Source organism: Sphaerisporangium sp. TRM90804, from assembly GCF_029846175.1.
Classification (GTDB): Bacteria; Actinomycetota; Actinomycetes; order Streptosporangiales; family Streptosporangiaceae; genus Sphaerisporangium.
Map to the genome: position 1 here is coordinate 378,585 of NZ_JARWAC010000009.1, position 17,081 is coordinate 395,665.

Consider the following 17,081-nt stretch of genomic DNA (forward strand, 5'->3'; position numbering starts at 1 on the left):
GGCGCCCCGTGACCCGGGAGCGGGAGAGGTCACGAACCGGGCATGCCGTCCAGGCGGCGCAGGATGACGCCCTCGCGCAGCGCCCAGGGGCAGATCTCCAGCTCCTCCAGGTCGAACAGGTCCATCGTGGCGTCGGCCACGATGGCCCCGGCGAGGAGCTGGGGCGCTCGGCCGGCCGACACGCCGGGCAGGGCGGCGCGGTCGGCGTTGCCCATCTTGGCCAGACGCTCGGTCCATCGTGACAGGTCGGCGCGGCGCAGCACGCGCCGGACGGACGCGCCCTCGGCGGACGGGGCCGCGCCGGCGATGCGCGCGAGCTGCCTGAAGGTCTTGGAGGTGGCCACGGCGTGGTCGGGGCGGCCGTACCTGACCACGTCGCCGACGATCCGGCCGATCCGCGCGCGCACCTCCTTGCGCAGGGCGCGGGCCTCCCTGCCGGGCGGCGGGTCGGCGGTGAACCACTCGCGGGTGAGGCGGCCGGCCCCCAGCGGCATGGACACCGCCACGTCCGGCGCCTCCTCCATGCCGGAGGCGATCTCCAGCGAGCCGCCGCCGATGTCGAGCACCAGCAGCCGTCCCGTGGACCAGCCGAACCAGCGGCGGACCGCGAGGAACGTCAGCCGGGCCTCGTCCTGCCCCGAGAGCACCTGGACGTCCACGCCGGTCGCCGACCTGGTGCGGGCCAGGATCTCCTCGCCGTTGACCGCCTCGCGGACGGCGGAGGTGGCGAACGCCATGACGTCCTCCACCCCCTTGTCCTCGGCGATGCGCAGTGACTCCTCGATGAACCGGCGCAGCTCGTTCTCGCCCTTCTCCGACAGCCTCTCGCCGTCGTCGAGGTGCTCGGCGAGCCGCAGCTCGGCCTTGTGCGAGTACGCCGGCAGCGGCTGGGCGCCCCGGTGGGCATCGACCACGAGAAGGTGCACGGTGTTGGAGCCGATGTCCAGAACCCCTAGTCGCATGTGCCGACGCTACTACCTGGAGGGGGTTCGACCGGAATGATCCCGCCCCGAGCGCCGTCCTCGGCCGGCCGAACGGCGCGATGAGTGGGGCGCTCGCGGACGGGATCCTTCGCCGTCCCGCGGTCAGTCGATCGCCGCGACGACCGGGGGCCTGCGGGCCGGGTCGTCGTCCTGCCCGTCTCCGGCGGGGGCGACCGGGCCGCCGCGCAGCGGGATCTCCTTGACGAAGACGGCCAGCAGCGGCACCAGCGCCGCGAAGAAGATGGCCCACACGAACACGCTGGAGATCGAGGAGGCGAGCGCCTCCAGCAGGCCGGTGCGCATCTGGGCGGGAAGCTGGGCCAGCGAGGCCGGGTCCAGGCGGCCGCCGCCCCCCTCGGCCAGCGTGGCGCCCTCGGGCCCGAGCCGGCCGGTCAGGTCGGCGGTGAGGTTGTGGTTGAAGACCGCCCCGAACAGCGAGACGCCGAACGAGCCTCCGATGGACCGGAAGAACGTGGAGGCGCTGCTGGCGACGCCGAGGTCCTTCTGCTCCACGCTGTTCTGCGCGATCAGCATCGTGGTCTGCATGAGGAAGCCCATGCCGAGGCCGAGCACGGCGATGAACACCCCGGTCTGCCAGGGCCTGGTGTGGGCGTCCTGCAGCGAGAGCAGCCACATTCCGGCGACCATGAACACGCCGCCGACCACCGGGAAGGCCTTGTACCTTCCCGTCCTGGTGATCGCCTGCCCGACGAAGAGCGAGACGACCATCATCGCGCCCATCATCGGCAGCAGCAGCAGGCCGGAGTTGGTGGCCGTGGCCCCCTGCACGGTCTGCTGGTACAGCGGCAGGAAGTTGATCGCGCCGAACATCGCGAACCCGAGCAGGAAGCCGATCAGCGAGATCAGGGTGAAGTTGCGGTCGGCGAACACGTGCAGCGGCATGATCGGCTCGGCGACCCGGCGCTGGACCGGGATGAAGATCGCCAGCGTCACCACCGCGACGACCGCGAGGCCGAGGATCTGCCAGGAGCCCCAGTCGTACTGGTTGCCGCCCCAGGTGGTGATGAGCACGAGGGCGGTGATGCCCACGGCCAGCAGGCCGGCGCCGAGCCAGTCGATGCGGTGCTCGGTGCGGTACTTCGGCAGGCGCAGGCGGACGGCGAGCCAGACGAAGGCGACGGCGCCGAGCGGCAGGTTGACGTAGAAGGCCCAGCGCCAGTTGAGGTGGTCGGTGATGAAGCCGCCCACCAGCGGGCCGGCGATCATGGCGAGCGACATCATCGCGGCCATGATGCCCTGGTAGCGGCCGCGCTCGCGGGGCGGCACGAGGTCGCCGATGATGGCCATGGCGTTGACCATGAGGCCGCCTGCGCCCAGGCCCTGGATGGCGCGGAAGGCGATGAGCTCGACCATGCCTCCGGAGGGGCCGCCGAGCAGGTCCATGCCTGCCATGCCGCAGAGCATCGAGCCGAACATGAAGATCGCGATCGAGGCCAGGAAGATCGTCTTGCGGCCGTACAGGTCGCCGATCTTGCCCCAGATGGGGGTTGATACGGTGGTGCCGAGGATGTACGCGGTGACCACCCACGACAGGTGGGAGAGCCCGCCCAGCTCGCCGACGATGCGCGGCATCGCGGTGCCGACGATCATGTTGTCGAGCATCGCCAGGATCATGGCCAGCATGAGGCCCGGCAGGACGGCCATGACCTCCCGCCGCCGGCCGGGTATGGGCTCGGCCTCCGTCTGAGTCATTTCTTTACTCCCCCAGGGAACGGCGCACTTACTTGCCGACCGGCAAGTGACTATACTGCCCAAAAGTAGGCTTCTACTTGCCGGTCGTCAAGTTGATTAAGGGTCCAAGGAGCGTCTGGGGAGAATGAGGGAACAATCGGACACGCGGACCCGCATCCAGGAGATCGCGCTCAAGCTCTTCACCGAGCAGGGCTACGAGGCCACCTCGTTGCGCGAGATCGCCGAGGCCCTGGGGGTGACCAAGGCGGCGCTCTACTACCACTTCAAGACCAAGGACGACATCATCGCCAGCCTGGCCGAGGACCGGCGGGCCGGCATGGAGCGCCTGATCAAGTGGGCCCAGAACCAGCCGCGCACCATCGAGACCAGACGCGAGCTGGTGCGGCGCTACGCCGAGGACCTGTACGGCAGCCGCCACTCGGCGTTCATCAGGTTCATGGAGCGCAACCAGACCGCGCTGCGCGACGATCCCAAGGTCACCAAGATGCGCGACCTGATGACGACCATGATGAAGGTGCTGTGGGACGAGGGCGACTCGACGACCCAGCGCCTGCGCAGCTCGATGGCGCTGTTCACCCTGCACGCGAGCTGGTTCGTCCTGCAGGACGAGGGGATCCCCTATGAGGAGCGCAAGGAGGCGGCGCTCAGGGTGGCCATGGAGCTGATCGACAGCGCCTCCCGCGACGACTGACCGCCCCGGCGGGCGGCGGGGAACGGCCGGCGCGGCTCAGCCGGGGGTCTCCGCTCCCCAGTTCAGCGCGCCCCCACTCCGTCGACGGCTCGGCATCACCCCGTTCAAGGCGTTTCGGGGCGGGGCTGCCGGGAAGCCGAGGTCCCGGGCGTCACGCTCCACGCCTGTCCGTCGCAGCGGCCGCGCGCCGATACGATCCCTTTCCGAAGGCCGCCGGTGACGCCACTGGGGCGCACGAAGAACTGGGAGGCGGGGGTGGGCACATCGGGGGCCGGTCGCACGGGGATGCCCCGGGTGAGCACGCGTTCGTGGTTCACCATGACCCTGGCGGCGCTGGGCCTGCTGGTGACGGTCTCAGCCGTGTTCGGAACCTGGGCGCTGATCGGCAGCACCAACGCCACCGACAAGCTGGTCGACCACATCACCCCGGCGCTGCTGAACTCCCAGCGGCTGCGCACCGCCCTGCTCGACCAGGAGGCGGGCGTCCACGGATACGTCCAGAGCGGGCGCAGGGATTTCCTGGCGCCCTACGAGCAGGGCGCCGCCACCGAGCGTGAGGTCGTGGCCGCCCTGCGGCGCTCACCGGCCGGCGCCGACGTGCTCGCCCGCCTCGACGAGGTCGAGCGGCGGGCCGGCCTCTGGCGCGGCGGGTACGCGGCTCCGATGATCGAGGCGGTCCAGACCCGCGGGCCTGGCATGGTGACGCCCGCGGAGGCGCAGCGGGGCAAGGTCCTCTTCGACCACATGCGCGCCGCGCTGGCCGAGCAGGACCGCAGCCTGGCCCGCGAGCAGGCCGCGGCGACCGGCGAGCTCGCCCGGGCGCGCTTCTGGCGCGACCTCATCTTCGCCGCGATCCTCGTCATGTTCCTGCTCACCCTGGTGGCGGTCACCGTCCTGCTGCGGTACGCGGTGCTGCGCCCGCTCGACCGGCTCGGGTCGGTGTCGCGCCGGGTGGCCGGCGGCGAGTTCGACCTCGCCATCGACGCCGGGGGGCCGAAGGACGTCGCCGAGCTGGCCGCGGACGTCGACGCCATGCGGCGGCGCATCTCCTCGGAGCTGGCCGTCTCGCGCGAGGCCCAGCGGCTCCTGCAGGAGCAGGCCGAGGAACTGCGCAGGTCGAACGCCGAGCTGGAGCAGTTCGCCTACGTGGCCTCGCACGACCTGCAGGAGCCCGTTCGCAAGGTCACGGCCTTCTGCCAACTCCTGCAGCGCCGCTACGCCGGCCGGCTGGACGAGCGCGCCGACGAGTACATCGCGTTCGCCGTCGACGGCGCCAAGCGCATGCAGACGCTGATCAGCGAGCTGCTCGCCTTCTCGCGCGTGGGTCGCACCCAGGCCGAGCAGCACCTGCCCGTGCCGCTCGACCAGCCGCTGGAGCGGGCCCTGGCCAACCTGTCGACGATGCTCGACGAGAACGGCGCGGTCGTCGAACGCCCCGAGCTGCCGGAGGTGGTCGGCGACCCCCACCTGCTGACCATGCTGTGGCAGAACCTCATCGGCAACGCCGTCAAGTTCCGCGCCCCCGAGCGACTGCCCGAGGTGACCATCACCGCGCGGCGGGACGGGGACTTCTGGGAGCTGTCGGTCGCCGACAACGGCATCGGCGTGGAGCCCCGCTTCGCCGACAAGATCTTCGTCATCTTCCAGCGGCTGCACAACCGCGACGACTACGACGGGACGGGGATCGGCCTGGCCCTGTGCAAGAAGATCGTCGAGTACCACGGGGGCGGCATCCGGCTGGACACCGAGGTCACGCGGGGCAGCCGCTTCATCTTCACACTGCCCGCCGCCGGCGCGGGCCCGCGGCCGCACGAGGCGGCGCTGCCCGCGTCGCCGGCTCCGGCGGCCTTGCCGCCGCCGGCCGGCCCCGTCTCCTGACCGCCCGCCTCGTGGGGCTCGCGTGCCGCGGCTGACCGGCCCGCCGTGGACGCGACCGCGCCGGGATCCCGGTGCGTCGCCCCCCGGCGGGCCCGCGGCCGCCTACTCGCCCGTCGCCCCGTCGACGAGCTCCCTGGCGATGTCGAGCTGGCCCACGTGCCGGGCGTACTCCTGGAGCAGGTGGAACAGGATGCGCCCGAGGCTGGGAGCCTGGGCGGGCGTGGCGAAGCGGCCGCCCACGCGGGCCTGGTCGGTCAGTGCGGCGCCCGCCGCCAGGGCGCGTGACCGTTCGACCTCGTACCGGTAGGCGGCGAATATGGCCTCGGTCGACGTCCCCGGGGCCACGATCCACTCGGCCTCGATCTTGCCGGGCGGGAAGGGGACGACGTCCTCGGCGGCGAAGCCCCACCGCATCCAGCGTCGTTCCACCCATCCCAGGTGCTGGATCAGGCCCAGCGGCGCCCACCCGAGCGGGTCGATCTTGGCGCGGAGCAGTTCGTCGGGCAGCCCGGCGATCTTCCGCATCAGGGCGTCGCGGTACCAGTCGAGGTAGCCGAGGAGAAGCTCGTGCGGGTCGTCGACCTTGACCCCCGGGCCCTCTAGCAGGGCGGGAATCCGCTCCCGTGGCTTGCGCATGCCATCGACCGTAGCGTGCCCTCGGCGTCACGCGCCGTCAGTGGACGGTGCGACACGGGCGCGCCGCCCCCGCCGTCGCGGCAGGTCGGGCGGGCGCGCGCCGGGCGCCGGGCGTCAGAGGGACGCCGGCCGCCCGCCCGCGCCGAAGCGCGTGTGGTGGTCCCACAGGTGCGCGCAGGCCGGGCACTGCACGTGCAGGACGCCGCCGGTGGTGGCGAGGAGGTAGCGCCAGTGGTCGCGGCAGTTGCGTCCGGCGCCGCAGTCGGCGCATCCGTCGTGGTCGCGGCAGCGCGGGCAGGGCACCCAGGCGCGGCGGGCGATGTCGGCGTGCGGGTCAATCGGAAGCACGGCCACCGCCCCGGCGGAGGAGCACACCGGCCTCGGCCAGCATCTCGTAGGTCACGCGCTGCTCGGCGTCCAGGCCGGAGTACAGCAGGTCCAGGGCCTCCCGCTCCGACCGCATGACGGCCGGGGGGTCCCACTCGGGGCCGAGCGCGGCCATCACCTCGGCGCGGCGGCGGGTCTCGTGCGCCGACAGGTCCATCTCGAAGACGATCGGCTCGGGGTTGTCGTCGGGGCTCATGGCGTGCTTTCCCTAGCTGGCGGGGACGGGCGGGCCGGGGGCGCCCACGGGGCCGCGGCCCGGCACGGCGCCGGAGCGGCACGTGCGCGGCCTCTGCCGGCCGTGGGGGAGGTGGAACGCGCACAGGGAGCACACGTCCGACCGCATCCTACTTATCCGGTTTGAGCCATCAAAACGTTGATTGATCGCATATGTCGCCAATGTCGGAAAGCGCGGCCGATCGGCGGGGCGCGCGCCGGGGCTTACAGCGGGAGCCGGGACCGCATACAGTTTAGTAGGACGTCCTATTATCTTTCTGAGGAGCTGCGGTGCACGTGCCTGCCAACCCCGTGCGCGTCGTGACGGCGGCCGCCCTGTTCGACGGGCACGACGCCGCCATCAACATCATGCGGCGCATCCTGCAGACACAGGGCGCCGAAGTCGTGCACCTCGGCCACGACCGCTCGGTGGACGAGATCGTCACCGCCGCCGTCCAGGAGGACGCGCAGGCGGTGGCGATCAGCTCCTACCAGGGCGGTCACGTCGAGTTCTTCACCTACCTGGTCGACCTGCTGCGCGAGCGGGGCGCCGGGCACGTCAGGGTCTACGGGGGCGGCGGCGGCGTGATCGTCCCCGGCGAGGTGGCCCAGCTGGAGCGGCACGGGGTCGCCAAGATCTTCACCCCCGAGGACGGCCAGCGCCTCGGCCTGCCCGGCATGATCAACACGATCGTCGAGGCGTGCGACGCCGACCTGACCGCCGGCGCCGAGCCGCCGGCCGTCGACGGCGGCGACCAGCGGGCCGTGGCCAGGGCGATCACCTTCGTGGAGGCGGGCCGGGCCGGCGAAGAGTACCTGCGCGCCCTGCGCGCGGCGGCCGGAGCGCGCCGGGTGCCGGTCCTCGGCATCACCGGCACCGGCGGGTCGGGCAAGTCCTCGCTCACCGACGAGCTCGTCCGCAGGCTGCGGCTGGACTACGAGGACAAGCTGCGCATCGCGGTGGTCGCGGTGGACCCGACCCGGCGGCGCGGCGGCGGGGCGCTGCTCGGCGACCGCATCCGCATGAACAGCCTCGGCCTCGGCGGCGACCGCGTGTTCTTCCGCTCGCTGGCCACCCGGGGCTCCCACCAGCTTCCCGAGCACCTGGCCGACGTGATCGCCGTCTGCCGGGCGGCCGGCAACGACCTGGTCATCGTGGAGACGCCCGGCATCGGGCAGGGCGACGCCGCCGTCGTCCCGTTCAGCGACGTGTCGCTGTACGTCATGACGCCGGAGTTCGGCGCCGGCTCCCAGCTCGAGAAGATCGACATGCTCGACTTCGCCGACGTGGTCGCGATCAACAAGTTCGACCGCAGGGGCGCGGAGGACGCGCTGCGCGACGTGCGGCGCCAGCTCGTGCGCAACCGCGAGGCCTTCGGCACCGCCCCGCACGACATGCCGGTGTACGGCACGGTGGCCGCGCGGTTCAACGACGACGGCGTCACCGCGCTCTACCACCGGCTGCGCGAGCTGCTGACCGAGCAGGGGCTGCCCGGCGGCGCCGGGCTGCTCCCCCGGGTGGACACCAAGACCTCCGGGCTGGGCACCGCGATCGTCCCGCCCTCCCGGGTGCGGTACCTGGCCGAGATCGCCGAGACCGTGCGCGGCTACCACCGGGCGACGGCCGAGCAGGCCGAGGCGGCGCGCCGCCTCCAGCGGGTGACCGAGGTCCAGGAGCTCCTGCGGCGGGACGGGGACGCCTCCGCGCTGGACGCGCTCGCCGAGCATGCCGGCGCCGGCCTGTCGCCCGGCAGCCGCGCGCTGCTGGACGCCTGGCCGGAGACGGTGGCCGCCTACGGCGCCGACGAGCTGGTGGTGCCGGTGCGCGGCAAGGAGCTGCGCACGCCGCTGTGGCGCACGTCCCTGGCCGGCAGCCGCGTCCCGCGCGTCGCCCTGCCCCGGTACACCGACCACGGCGACCTGCTGCGGTTCCTGCGCTCGGAGAACCTGCCCGGCCGGTTCCCGTTCACCGCCGGGGTCTTCCCCTTCAAGCGGGACGACGAGGACCCGATCCGGATGTTCGCCGGAGAGGGCGACCCCTTCCGCACCAACCGGCGCTTCAAGCTGCTGTCGGAGGGCCAGCCGGCCGTGCGCCTGTCGACGGCCTTCGACTCGGTCACCCTGTACGGCCACGACCCGGCCGAGCGGCCCGACGTCTACGGCAAGGTGGGCACCTCCGGCGTGTCGATCGCGACGCTCGACGACATGAAGGCGCTGTACGACGGCTTCGAGCTGACCTCCCCCAGCACCTCGGTGTCGATGACGATCAACGGCCCGGCCCCGACGATCCTGGCGTTCTTCCTGCACACCACGATCGACCAGGCCCTCGCCCGCTTCCGCGCCGAGCGGGGACGCGAGCCGGACGCCGCCGAGGCCGCCGAGGTGCGCGCCACCGCGCTGGCGACCGTGCGCGGCACGGTGCAGGCCGACATCCTCAAGGAGGACCAGGGGCAGAACACCTGCATCTTCTCGACGGACTTCTCTCTGCGCATGATGGCCGACGTCCAGGAGTGGTTCATCGCCAACGGGGTGCGCAACTTCTACTCGGTGTCGATCTCCGGCTACCACATCGCCGAGGCCGGGGCCAACCCGATCACACAGCTCGCCTTCACGCTGGCCAACGGCTTCACCTACGTCGAGGCGTACCTGGCCAGGGGGATGGACGTCGACGACTTCGCCCCCAGCCTGTCGTTCTTCTTCTCCAACGGCATGGACCCGGAGTACACCGTGCTCGGCCGGGTGGCCCGGCGGGTGTGGGCGATCGCCATGCGCGAGCGGTACGGAGCCGGGGAGCGGTCGCAGAAGCTGAAGTACCACATCCAGACCTCGGGGCGGTCGCTGCACGCCCAGGAGATGAACTTCAACGACATCCGCACCACGCTGCAGGCGCTGATCGCCGTCTACGACAACTGCAACAGCCTGCACACCAACGCCTTCGACGAGGCGGTGACCACCCCCAGCGCCGACTCGGTGCGCCGGGCCGTGGCCATCCAGATGATCATCAACCGCGAGTGGGGCCTGGCGTCCAACGAGAACCCGCTGCAGGGCAGCTACGTCATCGACGACCTCACCGACCTGGTGGAGGAGGCCGTGCTCGCCGAGTTCGAGCGGTTGTCGGACCGCGGCGGCGTGCTCGGGGCGATGGAGACCGGCTACCAGCGCGGCCGCATCCAGGACGAGTCGATGCTGTACGAGACCCGCAAGCACGACGGGTCGCTGCCGATCATCGGGGTCAACACGTTCCGCAACCCCGCCGGGGAGGCCGAGCACGGCTCCCTGGAGCTGGCACGCGGCACCGAGGAGGAGAAGCGCGGCCAGCTGGAGCGGGTGCGCGCCTTCCAGCACGAGCACGCGGGCGAGGCGCCCGAGGCGCTGCGGCGGCTGAAGGAGGCGGCCATGTCGGACGGCAACGCCTTCGCCGCCCTCATGGACGCCGCCCGGGTGTGCTCGCTGGGCCAGATCACCGAGGCCCTCTTCGAGGCCGGGGGCCAGTACCGGCGCAACGTCTGACGGCGCCCGGACGACGAACGGCGGGCCCGGGCGCGTGACGCGCCCGGGCCCGCCGGGGTGCGAAAGGATGCGGGCCGACGATCAGGTCTTGCGCCAGCGGGCCTCGCAGAAGCAGTACGCGGCGAAGGTCAGCAGGCCCAGGGCGACCAGGACGAGCAGCCAGGGCCCGAACGGGGTGTCGGCGAACGACCGCAGCGTGGCGTCGATGCCCTTGGCCTCGTCGGGGTCGAAGCTGATCGCGGCCGACACGGTGAACACGCCGACGCCGATGGCGACCACGCCGCGCGCCACGTAACCGGTCATGCCCAGCTTCTCCACGATGTTCCGGGTCTTCGGGTTCATCTCGCCGGTGCGCAGGTGCCGGCGGAACTTCTTCTTGACGCCCTCGTGGATCCAGTACAGGCCGATGCCGATGATGGCGAGCCCGACGAGCCCGACGATGAACTGCCCGCCGGGCCAGTCCATGACGGTCGCCGACAGGTCCTTGGACTTCTCGTCGGTCGAGGAGCCGGCGCCGCCGCCCGACAGCAGGCTGACGAGGGTGAAGACGAACAGGGCGTACACCACCACGTGCGCCCCGGCCTCGACGCGCTCCTTGACGTCCAGGACGCCGCCCATCAGCGCCTCGGAGAGCTGCCACAGCGCGAGGGCGGTGAACCCGATCGCGAGCAGCCACAGCACCACGGTGCCGAAGGGTTGCTCGGCGATCGTGCGGACGGCGCCGGTCTTGTCGGCCTCCTCGCCGCCGCCGCCGAGGGCGATCCGCATCGCGAGCAGACCGATCAACGCGTACACCAGGCCGCGACACGCCATGCCGAACCGGGCGAGCCGGTCGAACGCCCGGCTTCTCGTCGCCTTCCCTGCGGCGCCCTTCGCTTGTTGCCCCGCCGATGCCACGGAGTTCATTAGACGGCTCCTTTCGATAGCCAGTGTTCTCTACACCTGGCAGCGAAAGGTAAACATTCCTTCTTGTACGCTGGTGACGCAGACGAGATGACATCTCGCCTGTTCCCCTCGCAGGTGCCTGCTCCGGCGCCTGTCCGAGCTCGACGGCGCGAGGACTCACTTCATGGCCGCGACGGCGTTCCGCATCAGCGAGGCCGCCGGGCTGCTCGGCGTCAGCCCCGACACCGTCCGCCGCTGGGTGGACGCCGGGCGGCTGCCCGCGGTCCGCGACGAGCACGGGCACCGGCTGGTGGCCGGCGCCGACCTCGCCGCGTTCGCGCGCGCCCGGGTGGAGTCCGAGGACGGCTCGGGACTGTCCTCGGCGCGCAACCGCTTCCGGGGCATCGTCACCGAGGTGGTGCGGGACGCCGTGATGGCCCAGGTGGAGATCGCCGCCGGCCCGTTCCGCGTGGTGTCGCTGATGAGCCGCCAGGCGGCCGACGAGCTCGGGCTGGAGCCCGGCGTGCCGGCCGTCGCCGTGATCAAGTCGACCAACGTCGTGGTCGAGCTCTCTCCCGACCACACCCGCGCCCCCGCCGCCGACCGGTGACGGCACCCGCCCCCCGGGGCGGTGAGGCGGCCGCGTGACGGCGGGTGATCGAGGGGAGGAAGACGACATGAGGGCATCGACGACCGCGCCGCCCGGGCCGCGGCGGGCCGGGCGCCCCGGCCCGCCGTCCGGGCCTCGCGGCGTCCCGCTGGTCCTGCTGGTGCCCGCGCTTGCCGGCCTGGCCTTCCTGGTGCTGCCGCTGGCCGGGCTGCTGGTACGGGCCCCGTGGTCCACGCTCGCCGTCCGCCTGACCGAGCCGGGCGTGCTGGAGGCTCTGCGCCTGTCGCTGGTGACCTCGTCGGTCGCCACCGTGCTGTGCCTGCTGTTCGGTGTCCCGCTGGCCTGGATGCTGGCCCGCGTGCCGTTCCGCGGGCGCGGGTTCGTGCGCGCGCTGGTCACGGTGCCGCTGGTGCTGCCCCCCGTGGTCGGCGGCGTGGCCCTGCTGCTGGTGCTCGGGCGGCGCGGGCTGGTGGGGCAGTGGCTCGACTCGGCGTTCGGCCTCACGCTGCCCTTCACCACCGCGGCCGTCGTGCTCGCCGAGGCGTTCGTCGCCATGCCGTTCCTGATCATCAGCGTCGAGGGGGCCATCAGAGCGACCGACCTTCGCTTCGAGGAGGCCGCGGCCACGCTGGGCGCCTCGCGGTGGACGGTGTTCCGGCGGGTGACCCTGCCCCTGGTCGCGCCGGGGGTGGCCGCGGGGGCGGTGCTGTGCTGGGCCCGGGCGCTGGGCGAGTTCGGGGCCACGATCACCTTCGCCGGAAACTTCCCCGGGCGCACGCAGACCATGCCGCTCGCCGTCTACCTCGCCCTGGAGACCGACCCGGAGGCCGCCATCGTCCTCAGCCTCGTCCTGCTCGCGGTGTCGGTCGCCGTGCTGGCCTGCCTGCGCGACCGGTGGGTGAGCGCCGGATGATCGACGCGCACCTGGTCGTGGAGCGCCCGCGCTTCCGGCTCGACGTCCGGCTCCGAGCCGAGCCCGGGGAGGTGGTCGCGCTGCTCGGGCCGAACGGCGCCGGCAAGACCACCGCGCTGCGCGTCCTGGCCGGGCTCACCGCGCCGTCGGGCGGCCACGTCACGATCGACGGGGTGCCGATGGGCGCCCGGCCGCCAGAGCGGCGCCCGATCGGCATGGTCTTCCAGGACTACCTGCTGTTCCCCCACATGAGCGCGCTGGAGAACGTCGCCTTCGGGCCCCGCTGCCACGGCTCCGGCCGGGCCGAGGCGCGGCGCGCCGCCGCCGCCTGGCTGGAGCGGGTCGGCCTGGCCGAGCACCGCGACGCCAGGCCGGGGAACCTGTCGGGGGGCCAGGCGCAACGCGTGGCGCTCGCCCGGGCGCTGGCCGTGCGGCCGCGGCTTCTGCTGCTGGACGAGCCGCTGGCCGCCCTGGACGCGCACACCCGCATGGAGGTGCGCGCCCGGCTCCGTCACCACCTGGAGGGCTTCACCGGCGCCTGCGTCCTGGTCACCCACGACCCGCTGGACGCCATGGTGCTGGCCGACCGGCTGGTGGTGATCGAGCACGGCGTCCTGGTGCAGGAGGGCACGCCGGCCGAGGTGGCCCGCCACCCGCGCACCGGGTACGTCGCCCGCCTGGTGGGGCTGAACCTCTACCGCGGCGACGCCGAGGGCCACGAGGTGCGGGTGGAGCCCTCGGCCGCGAGCGGGACCGCGCCGGGGAAGGGCCTGGTCCTCAGCGTGAGCGAGGATCTCAAGGGCCCGGCGTTCGTCGCGTTCCCGCCCTCGGCCGTCGCGCTGTACCGGGCGCGGCCGGACGGCACGCCGCGCAACCTGTGGCCCGCCGTCATCGAGGGGGTCGAACGGCACGGCGACCGCGTGCGCGTGCACCTCGGCGGCCCGGTCGCCGCCGCGGCCGACATCACGCCCGCGGCCGTGGCCGAGCTGGGCCTGTCCCCCGGTCAGGAGGTCTGGGCGGCGGTCAAGGCCACCGAGACCCATGCCTACCCGGCCGGATCGGCCTAGCCGGCCTCAGACGGCGTCGCGGGGTGCCGTCGGCCTCGGACGGCGTCGCGGGGGTGCCGCCAGGGGCCTCCCGGCAAACTCACGGGCGGTAAATGAGTCGGATCGCGCTTGCCGGGCCTGTGGGTGGGCAGAGGTAAAGCGTCTGGGGCTCACGCGGAGATCCCCATGTCCCTTCACGCCCGCAGCCGACCACGAGGGAAGGGAGCGGTCGCCGATGCCAAGGCAGATCGCCACATATCAGCCCGCCAGCGCCGTCGAACTCGAAGCCCGGGTCCATAATCTCGAGGTCCAGGTGGCCCATCTCACCGAGACGGTGCGCTCCCTGACCGCGGCGTCGGGTGAAGGCGGCGCCACCGGTCCCGCGGACTGACACCCCCGCCCACCGGTTCCTCCCGGTGAGCCGACCCGCCGCCGGGCGCCTCTGACCCCCACCGCCCCGGCCCGCGGGGACACCGCTCCGCCTCCGGCCCCCCGATCCCCGCCCCCGCTGCCGACTCCTCCAGCCGATGTGGTCGACTGGTGGTGACAGTGAGTGTGTGGGGAGACGCGGCAGGGTGAGTTCCGAGCGGCGGTGGTCGGTCAGGACCCGCATCACGTTCTTCGCGGGCGTGGTCGCGGTCCTGCTGACGACGCTGCTCGCGAGCATCCTGATGACCGCGATCCACCGTCTCGCCACCGAGTACCTCATCGACGAGGTCACCTCCGCCGGGGCGCGCGTCGCCTCGGAGATCGAGCGTGGCCTGGTCAAGAATCCGCTCCCCCACGGGGAGATCGACTACATCCAGGTCGTCGACGCCGAGGGCCTGGTGGCCGCGTCCACGCCCGCCCTGGCGGGGCGGGAGCCGATCGCGCGGTTCGTCCCGGAGCCCGGCAGGCACATGGCGTCCTCGGTGGTGTGCGGCGGGGTCCTGCCGGGCGGCGTGTGCCACGTGGTGGTGGCCCAGCGTGTCTACTACGCCGGGCAGACGTGGATGGTCTACAGCGCCGCCCCGGGGCTGCCGCCGCTCGTCCACCCCCGGCTGGCCGCCCTGATGATCGGCGGCGTGCTGTTCCTCACGGCCGCGGTCACGTTCGGCAGCTACCGCGTCGTCACCAGGTCGCTGAAACCGGTCAACGCCATCAGGAACGAGCTGGAGACGATCAACGCCACGTGTCCCGACCGCCGCGTCCCGGTGCCGCCGAGCGAGGACGAGATCCACGACCTCGCCGAGAGCGTGAACCACACGCTCGACCGGCTCCAGTCGGCCATGGAACAGCAACGCCAGTTCGCCTCCGACGCCTCCCACGACCTGCGCAGCCCCATCACGGCCATGCGGGCCCAGGTGGAGGACGCCCTGCTGGCCCCGGAGGACACCAGCATCGACGTCATGGGCGACAGCCTGCTCGTCAGCCTCGACCGCCTGCAGGCCATCGTCTGCGACCTGCTGATGGTGGCGCGGCTGGACGCCGGGACGCCGGGCGCCGAGGAGCGGCTCGACCTGGCGGAGATGGTGGGCGCCGAGCTGAACGGCCGGCAGTGGACCCGGAAGATCGTGCGCGACCTGGAGCCGCGCGTGGTGGTCGCCGCCGACCGCCTGCGGCTGGCCCGGCTCTTCACGAACCTGATCGACAACGCCGAACGGCACGCCCGGACGACGATCACCGTGGTGGTCCGCGCCGAGCCGCCCACGGGCGACCGCCGCTTCGGCCGGGGCACGGCGGTGCTGGAGGTGTGCGACGACGGCTCCGGCATCGAGCCGGACAAGCGCGAGATCGTCTTCCAGCGGTTCACCCGGCTCGACGCGGCCCGCAACAAGGACGCCGGCGGCACCGGCCTCGGCCTGGCCATCGCCCGCCAGATCGCCCAGCTGAGCGGCGGCACGCTGGCGGTCGAGCCGAGCGACGAGGGGGCGCGCTTCGTGCTGCGGCTGCCGCTCTCGCCGTTCCCGGCCCCGGCGGCCGTCCCCCCGTGCGATGACGCCCGCTCGGCGTGACGCCCGCCGGCCGGGAGCGGCTCAGGGAGAGCGGCGCAGGGCGGAGGCCGGCAGCGGGATGGCGGGGAACGGGTTGTCGGGGAGCAGGATGAGCCGGCGCGGCTCCCCCACCGCCGCGGCCACCTCGGCGCGCAGCAGCGCCGAGCCGATGCCGGCGGCGCCGATCATGTAGCCGGTGTCGGCGGTGACCTCCCAGGGCCGCAGGCGCCGGTAGGCCTGGTACCAGCGGTACCCGGTGTCGTCGTGGCCGGTGGCCCGGCCGATCAGGTTGTCGGCCAGGATGCCGGCGAAGTCGAGGTAGGGCTGGGCGCCGGTGGCGGCCCACAGGCCGATGAACAGCTCCAGCAGGCCGGCCGTCCCGCAGCACTGGCAGGCGACGTTCCAGAAGCCGGGCGTCTGGCGGTACGGGATGCCGCTGCACACGATGCCGCGGGCCAGGCGCTCGACCCATTCGAGGTCGCCGGGGTCGCCGGTGACGCGGTGCAGCTCGTAGAACATGCGCGCCACGCCGGCCGACCCCGAGCACAGCCCGAGGTAGTGCAGCTCGCGGCCCTGGGGCACGTGGTGCGGCACCAGGGCGTGGTCGTCGGTGACGGTGCTCACCGTGCGGACGAAGTCGGCCCCCCGCTGGGCGGCGTCGAGGAAGAGGCGGTCGCGGGTGACGCCGTAGAGGCGGGCCAGCAGGAAGGCGGTGCCGGCGGTGCCCGAAAGGAAGCCGGGGGTGACCGCGTCGATGGGCAACCCGGGGCAGCCTTCGGCGCCGAAGCGGTGGCCCGGGACCGCCCGGGCGGCGATCGCCGCGCCGGCCTCCACGGCGACGTCCTGGTAGGCCGGGACGCCGAGAATGCCGGAGGCGTGCAGCAGGCCCAGGATGATGCCGCCGTCGCCGCTCTGGGCGGGGTCGCCGGTCCACCCGGCACCGTCGCCGCTCCCGCGCATGCCGCGCACGATGCGGTCGGCGCCGGCCCTGGCGGCGGCGGCGAACCGCTCGTCGCCGGTGGCCCAGCTCGCCTCGGCCAGCGCGAAGACGACGCCCGCCAGGCCGTGGTACAGGGAGAAGTCGGTCTCCTCCTCCCAGGTGCTCGCGAGGAAGCGCGCGCCCTCCGCGGCGTCGTCGAGGTAGGCCTCGTGCCCGGTGACGGTGGCCAGCTCGATGAAGAACAGCACGATGCCGGCCGCCCCGGCGTAGAGCGACGAGGACCGGCCCGACCTGGCCGAGTCGCGCCGTGGGTCGGGATTGGCGCGCCAGTGCCGGCCCCGTTCGTCGTCGACCGCCGCGGTGCGGATCCACCGACCGGCCATGACCGCCGCCGTGAAGGGGGACTCCGCGCGCTGCCACGGCGCATGGTTCCCGTCAGAAGTCATGTCGCCTCCTGCGCGAGATCACAACCCACGTATTTGGTAGGAATACTAGGCAATAGCTCTGCGTGCGGACTTGGCATACGGCTGACTCCGTCGTCCGCCGTAGCTGAACTCTTTCACAAACCGGCTGTCCGTGGGAGAGCGCATGCGCATTCCGCTTGGCACAATCATGTACAACTTCCGACACCTACCGCAGACGGACAGTAACCGGCTGGCCGACGGCGCCTGGAAGCGGTTCAGTGGAGACGCGCGCCGGAGCG

At 72.7% G+C, this 17,081-nt stretch carries 15 protein-coding genes; 8 read left to right on the plus strand and 7 right to left on the minus strand.

Annotated elements, in window-relative coordinates:
- Positions 1-29 precede the first annotated feature (29 nt).
- Entirely contained in the window at positions 30-962 is a 933-nt protein-coding gene (locus PYR91_RS12500; protein WP_279779807.1) for a Ppx/GppA phosphatase family protein, read from the minus strand.
- Between the two features lie 123 nt (positions 963-1,085).
- Positions 1,086-2,696, minus strand: a complete 1,611-nt coding sequence (locus tag PYR91_RS12505; protein WP_279779808.1) for an MDR family MFS transporter — start codon at positions 2,694-2,696, stop codon at positions 1,086-1,088.
- 124 nt (positions 2,697-2,820) lie between these two features.
- Between PYR91_RS12505 and PYR91_RS12510 the strand changes: the two genes are divergently transcribed.
- Together PYR91_RS12510 and PYR91_RS12515 are read left to right on the plus strand one after the other, a co-directional pair.
- On the plus strand, positions 2,821-3,387 hold the full coding sequence (locus PYR91_RS12510) for a helix-turn-helix domain containing protein (RefSeq protein ID WP_279779809.1): 567 nt from the start codon (positions 2,821-2,823) through the stop codon (positions 3,385-3,387).
- 294 nt (positions 3,388-3,681) lie between these two features.
- The gene (locus tag PYR91_RS12515; RefSeq protein WP_279779810.1) at positions 3,682-5,265 is read left to right on the plus strand and encodes an ATP-binding protein; all 1,584 of its coding nucleotides are present in this window, start codon (positions 3,682-3,684) and stop codon (positions 5,263-5,265) included.
- 102 nt (positions 5,266-5,367) lie between these two features.
- On the opposite strand, the gene PYR91_RS12520 is transcribed toward PYR91_RS12515, so the two are convergent.
- From PYR91_RS12520 to PYR91_RS12530, 3 genes are all read right to left on the minus strand, one after another.
- Entirely contained in the window at positions 5,368-5,901 is a 534-nt protein-coding gene (locus PYR91_RS12520) for a DinB family protein (protein ID WP_279779812.1), read from the minus strand.
- Positions 5,902-6,015: 114 nt separating this feature from the next.
- Positions 6,016-6,249: a hypothetical protein gene (locus PYR91_RS12525; protein ID WP_279779813.1), complete on the minus strand. Its 234-nt coding sequence runs from the start codon at positions 6,247-6,249 to the stop codon at positions 6,016-6,018.
- Complete coding sequence (locus PYR91_RS12530) at positions 6,236-6,484, minus strand: DUF6400 family protein (protein ID WP_279779815.1); 249 nt, start codon at positions 6,482-6,484, stop codon at positions 6,236-6,238. The genes PYR91_RS12525 and PYR91_RS12530 overlap by 14 nt, the downstream gene beginning before the upstream one ends.
- 308 nt (positions 6,485-6,792) lie before the next feature.
- Here PYR91_RS12530 and icmF point away from each other — a divergent pair, with 308 nt between their 5' ends.
- Positions 6,793-10,011, plus strand: a complete 3,219-nt coding sequence (gene icmF / locus PYR91_RS12535) for a fused isobutyryl-CoA mutase/GTPase IcmF (protein ID WP_279779817.1) — start codon at positions 6,793-6,795, stop codon at positions 10,009-10,011.
- Positions 10,012-10,092: 81 nt separating this feature from the next.
- On the opposite strand, the gene PYR91_RS12540 is transcribed toward icmF, so the two are convergent.
- Complete coding sequence (locus PYR91_RS12540; RefSeq protein ID WP_279779819.1) at positions 10,093-10,917, minus strand: DUF1206 domain-containing protein; 825 nt, start codon at positions 10,915-10,917, stop codon at positions 10,093-10,095.
- A 163-nt stretch (positions 10,918-11,080) separates the two neighbouring features.
- On the opposite strand from PYR91_RS12540, the gene PYR91_RS12545 reads away from it, so the two are divergent.
- The 5 genes from PYR91_RS12545 (at position 11,081) to PYR91_RS12565 (ending at position 15,459) form a co-directional block, all read left to right on the plus strand.
- Complete coding sequence (locus PYR91_RS12545; protein WP_279779820.1) at positions 11,081-11,506, plus strand: TOBE domain-containing protein; 426 nt, start codon at positions 11,081-11,083, stop codon at positions 11,504-11,506.
- 67 nt (positions 11,507-11,573) lie between these two features.
- Complete coding sequence (gene modB, locus PYR91_RS12550) at positions 11,574-12,419, plus strand: molybdate ABC transporter permease subunit (RefSeq protein WP_279779821.1); 846 nt, start codon at positions 11,574-11,576, stop codon at positions 12,417-12,419.
- The gene (locus PYR91_RS12555) at positions 12,416-13,486 is read left to right on the plus strand and encodes an ABC transporter ATP-binding protein (protein WP_279779823.1); all 1,071 of its coding nucleotides are present in this window, start codon (positions 12,416-12,418) and stop codon (positions 13,484-13,486) included. Before modB ends, PYR91_RS12555 begins: the two co-directional genes overlap by 4 nt.
- Positions 13,487-13,700: 214 nt before the next feature.
- Positions 13,701-13,856: a hypothetical protein gene (locus PYR91_RS12560; protein ID WP_279779825.1), complete on the plus strand. Its 156-nt coding sequence runs from the start codon at positions 13,701-13,703 to the stop codon at positions 13,854-13,856.
- A gap of 184 nt (positions 13,857-14,040) precedes the next feature.
- Entirely contained in the window at positions 14,041-15,459 is a 1,419-nt protein-coding gene (locus PYR91_RS12565) for a HAMP domain-containing sensor histidine kinase (protein WP_279779826.1), read from the plus strand.
- A gap of 21 nt (positions 15,460-15,480) precedes the next feature.
- On the opposite strand, the gene PYR91_RS12570 is transcribed toward PYR91_RS12565, so the two are convergent.
- Complete coding sequence (locus PYR91_RS12570) at positions 15,481-16,824, minus strand: lanthionine synthetase LanC family protein (RefSeq protein ID WP_279779827.1); 1,344 nt, start codon at positions 16,822-16,824, stop codon at positions 15,481-15,483.
- Between the last annotated feature and the right edge of the window lie 257 nt (positions 16,825-17,081).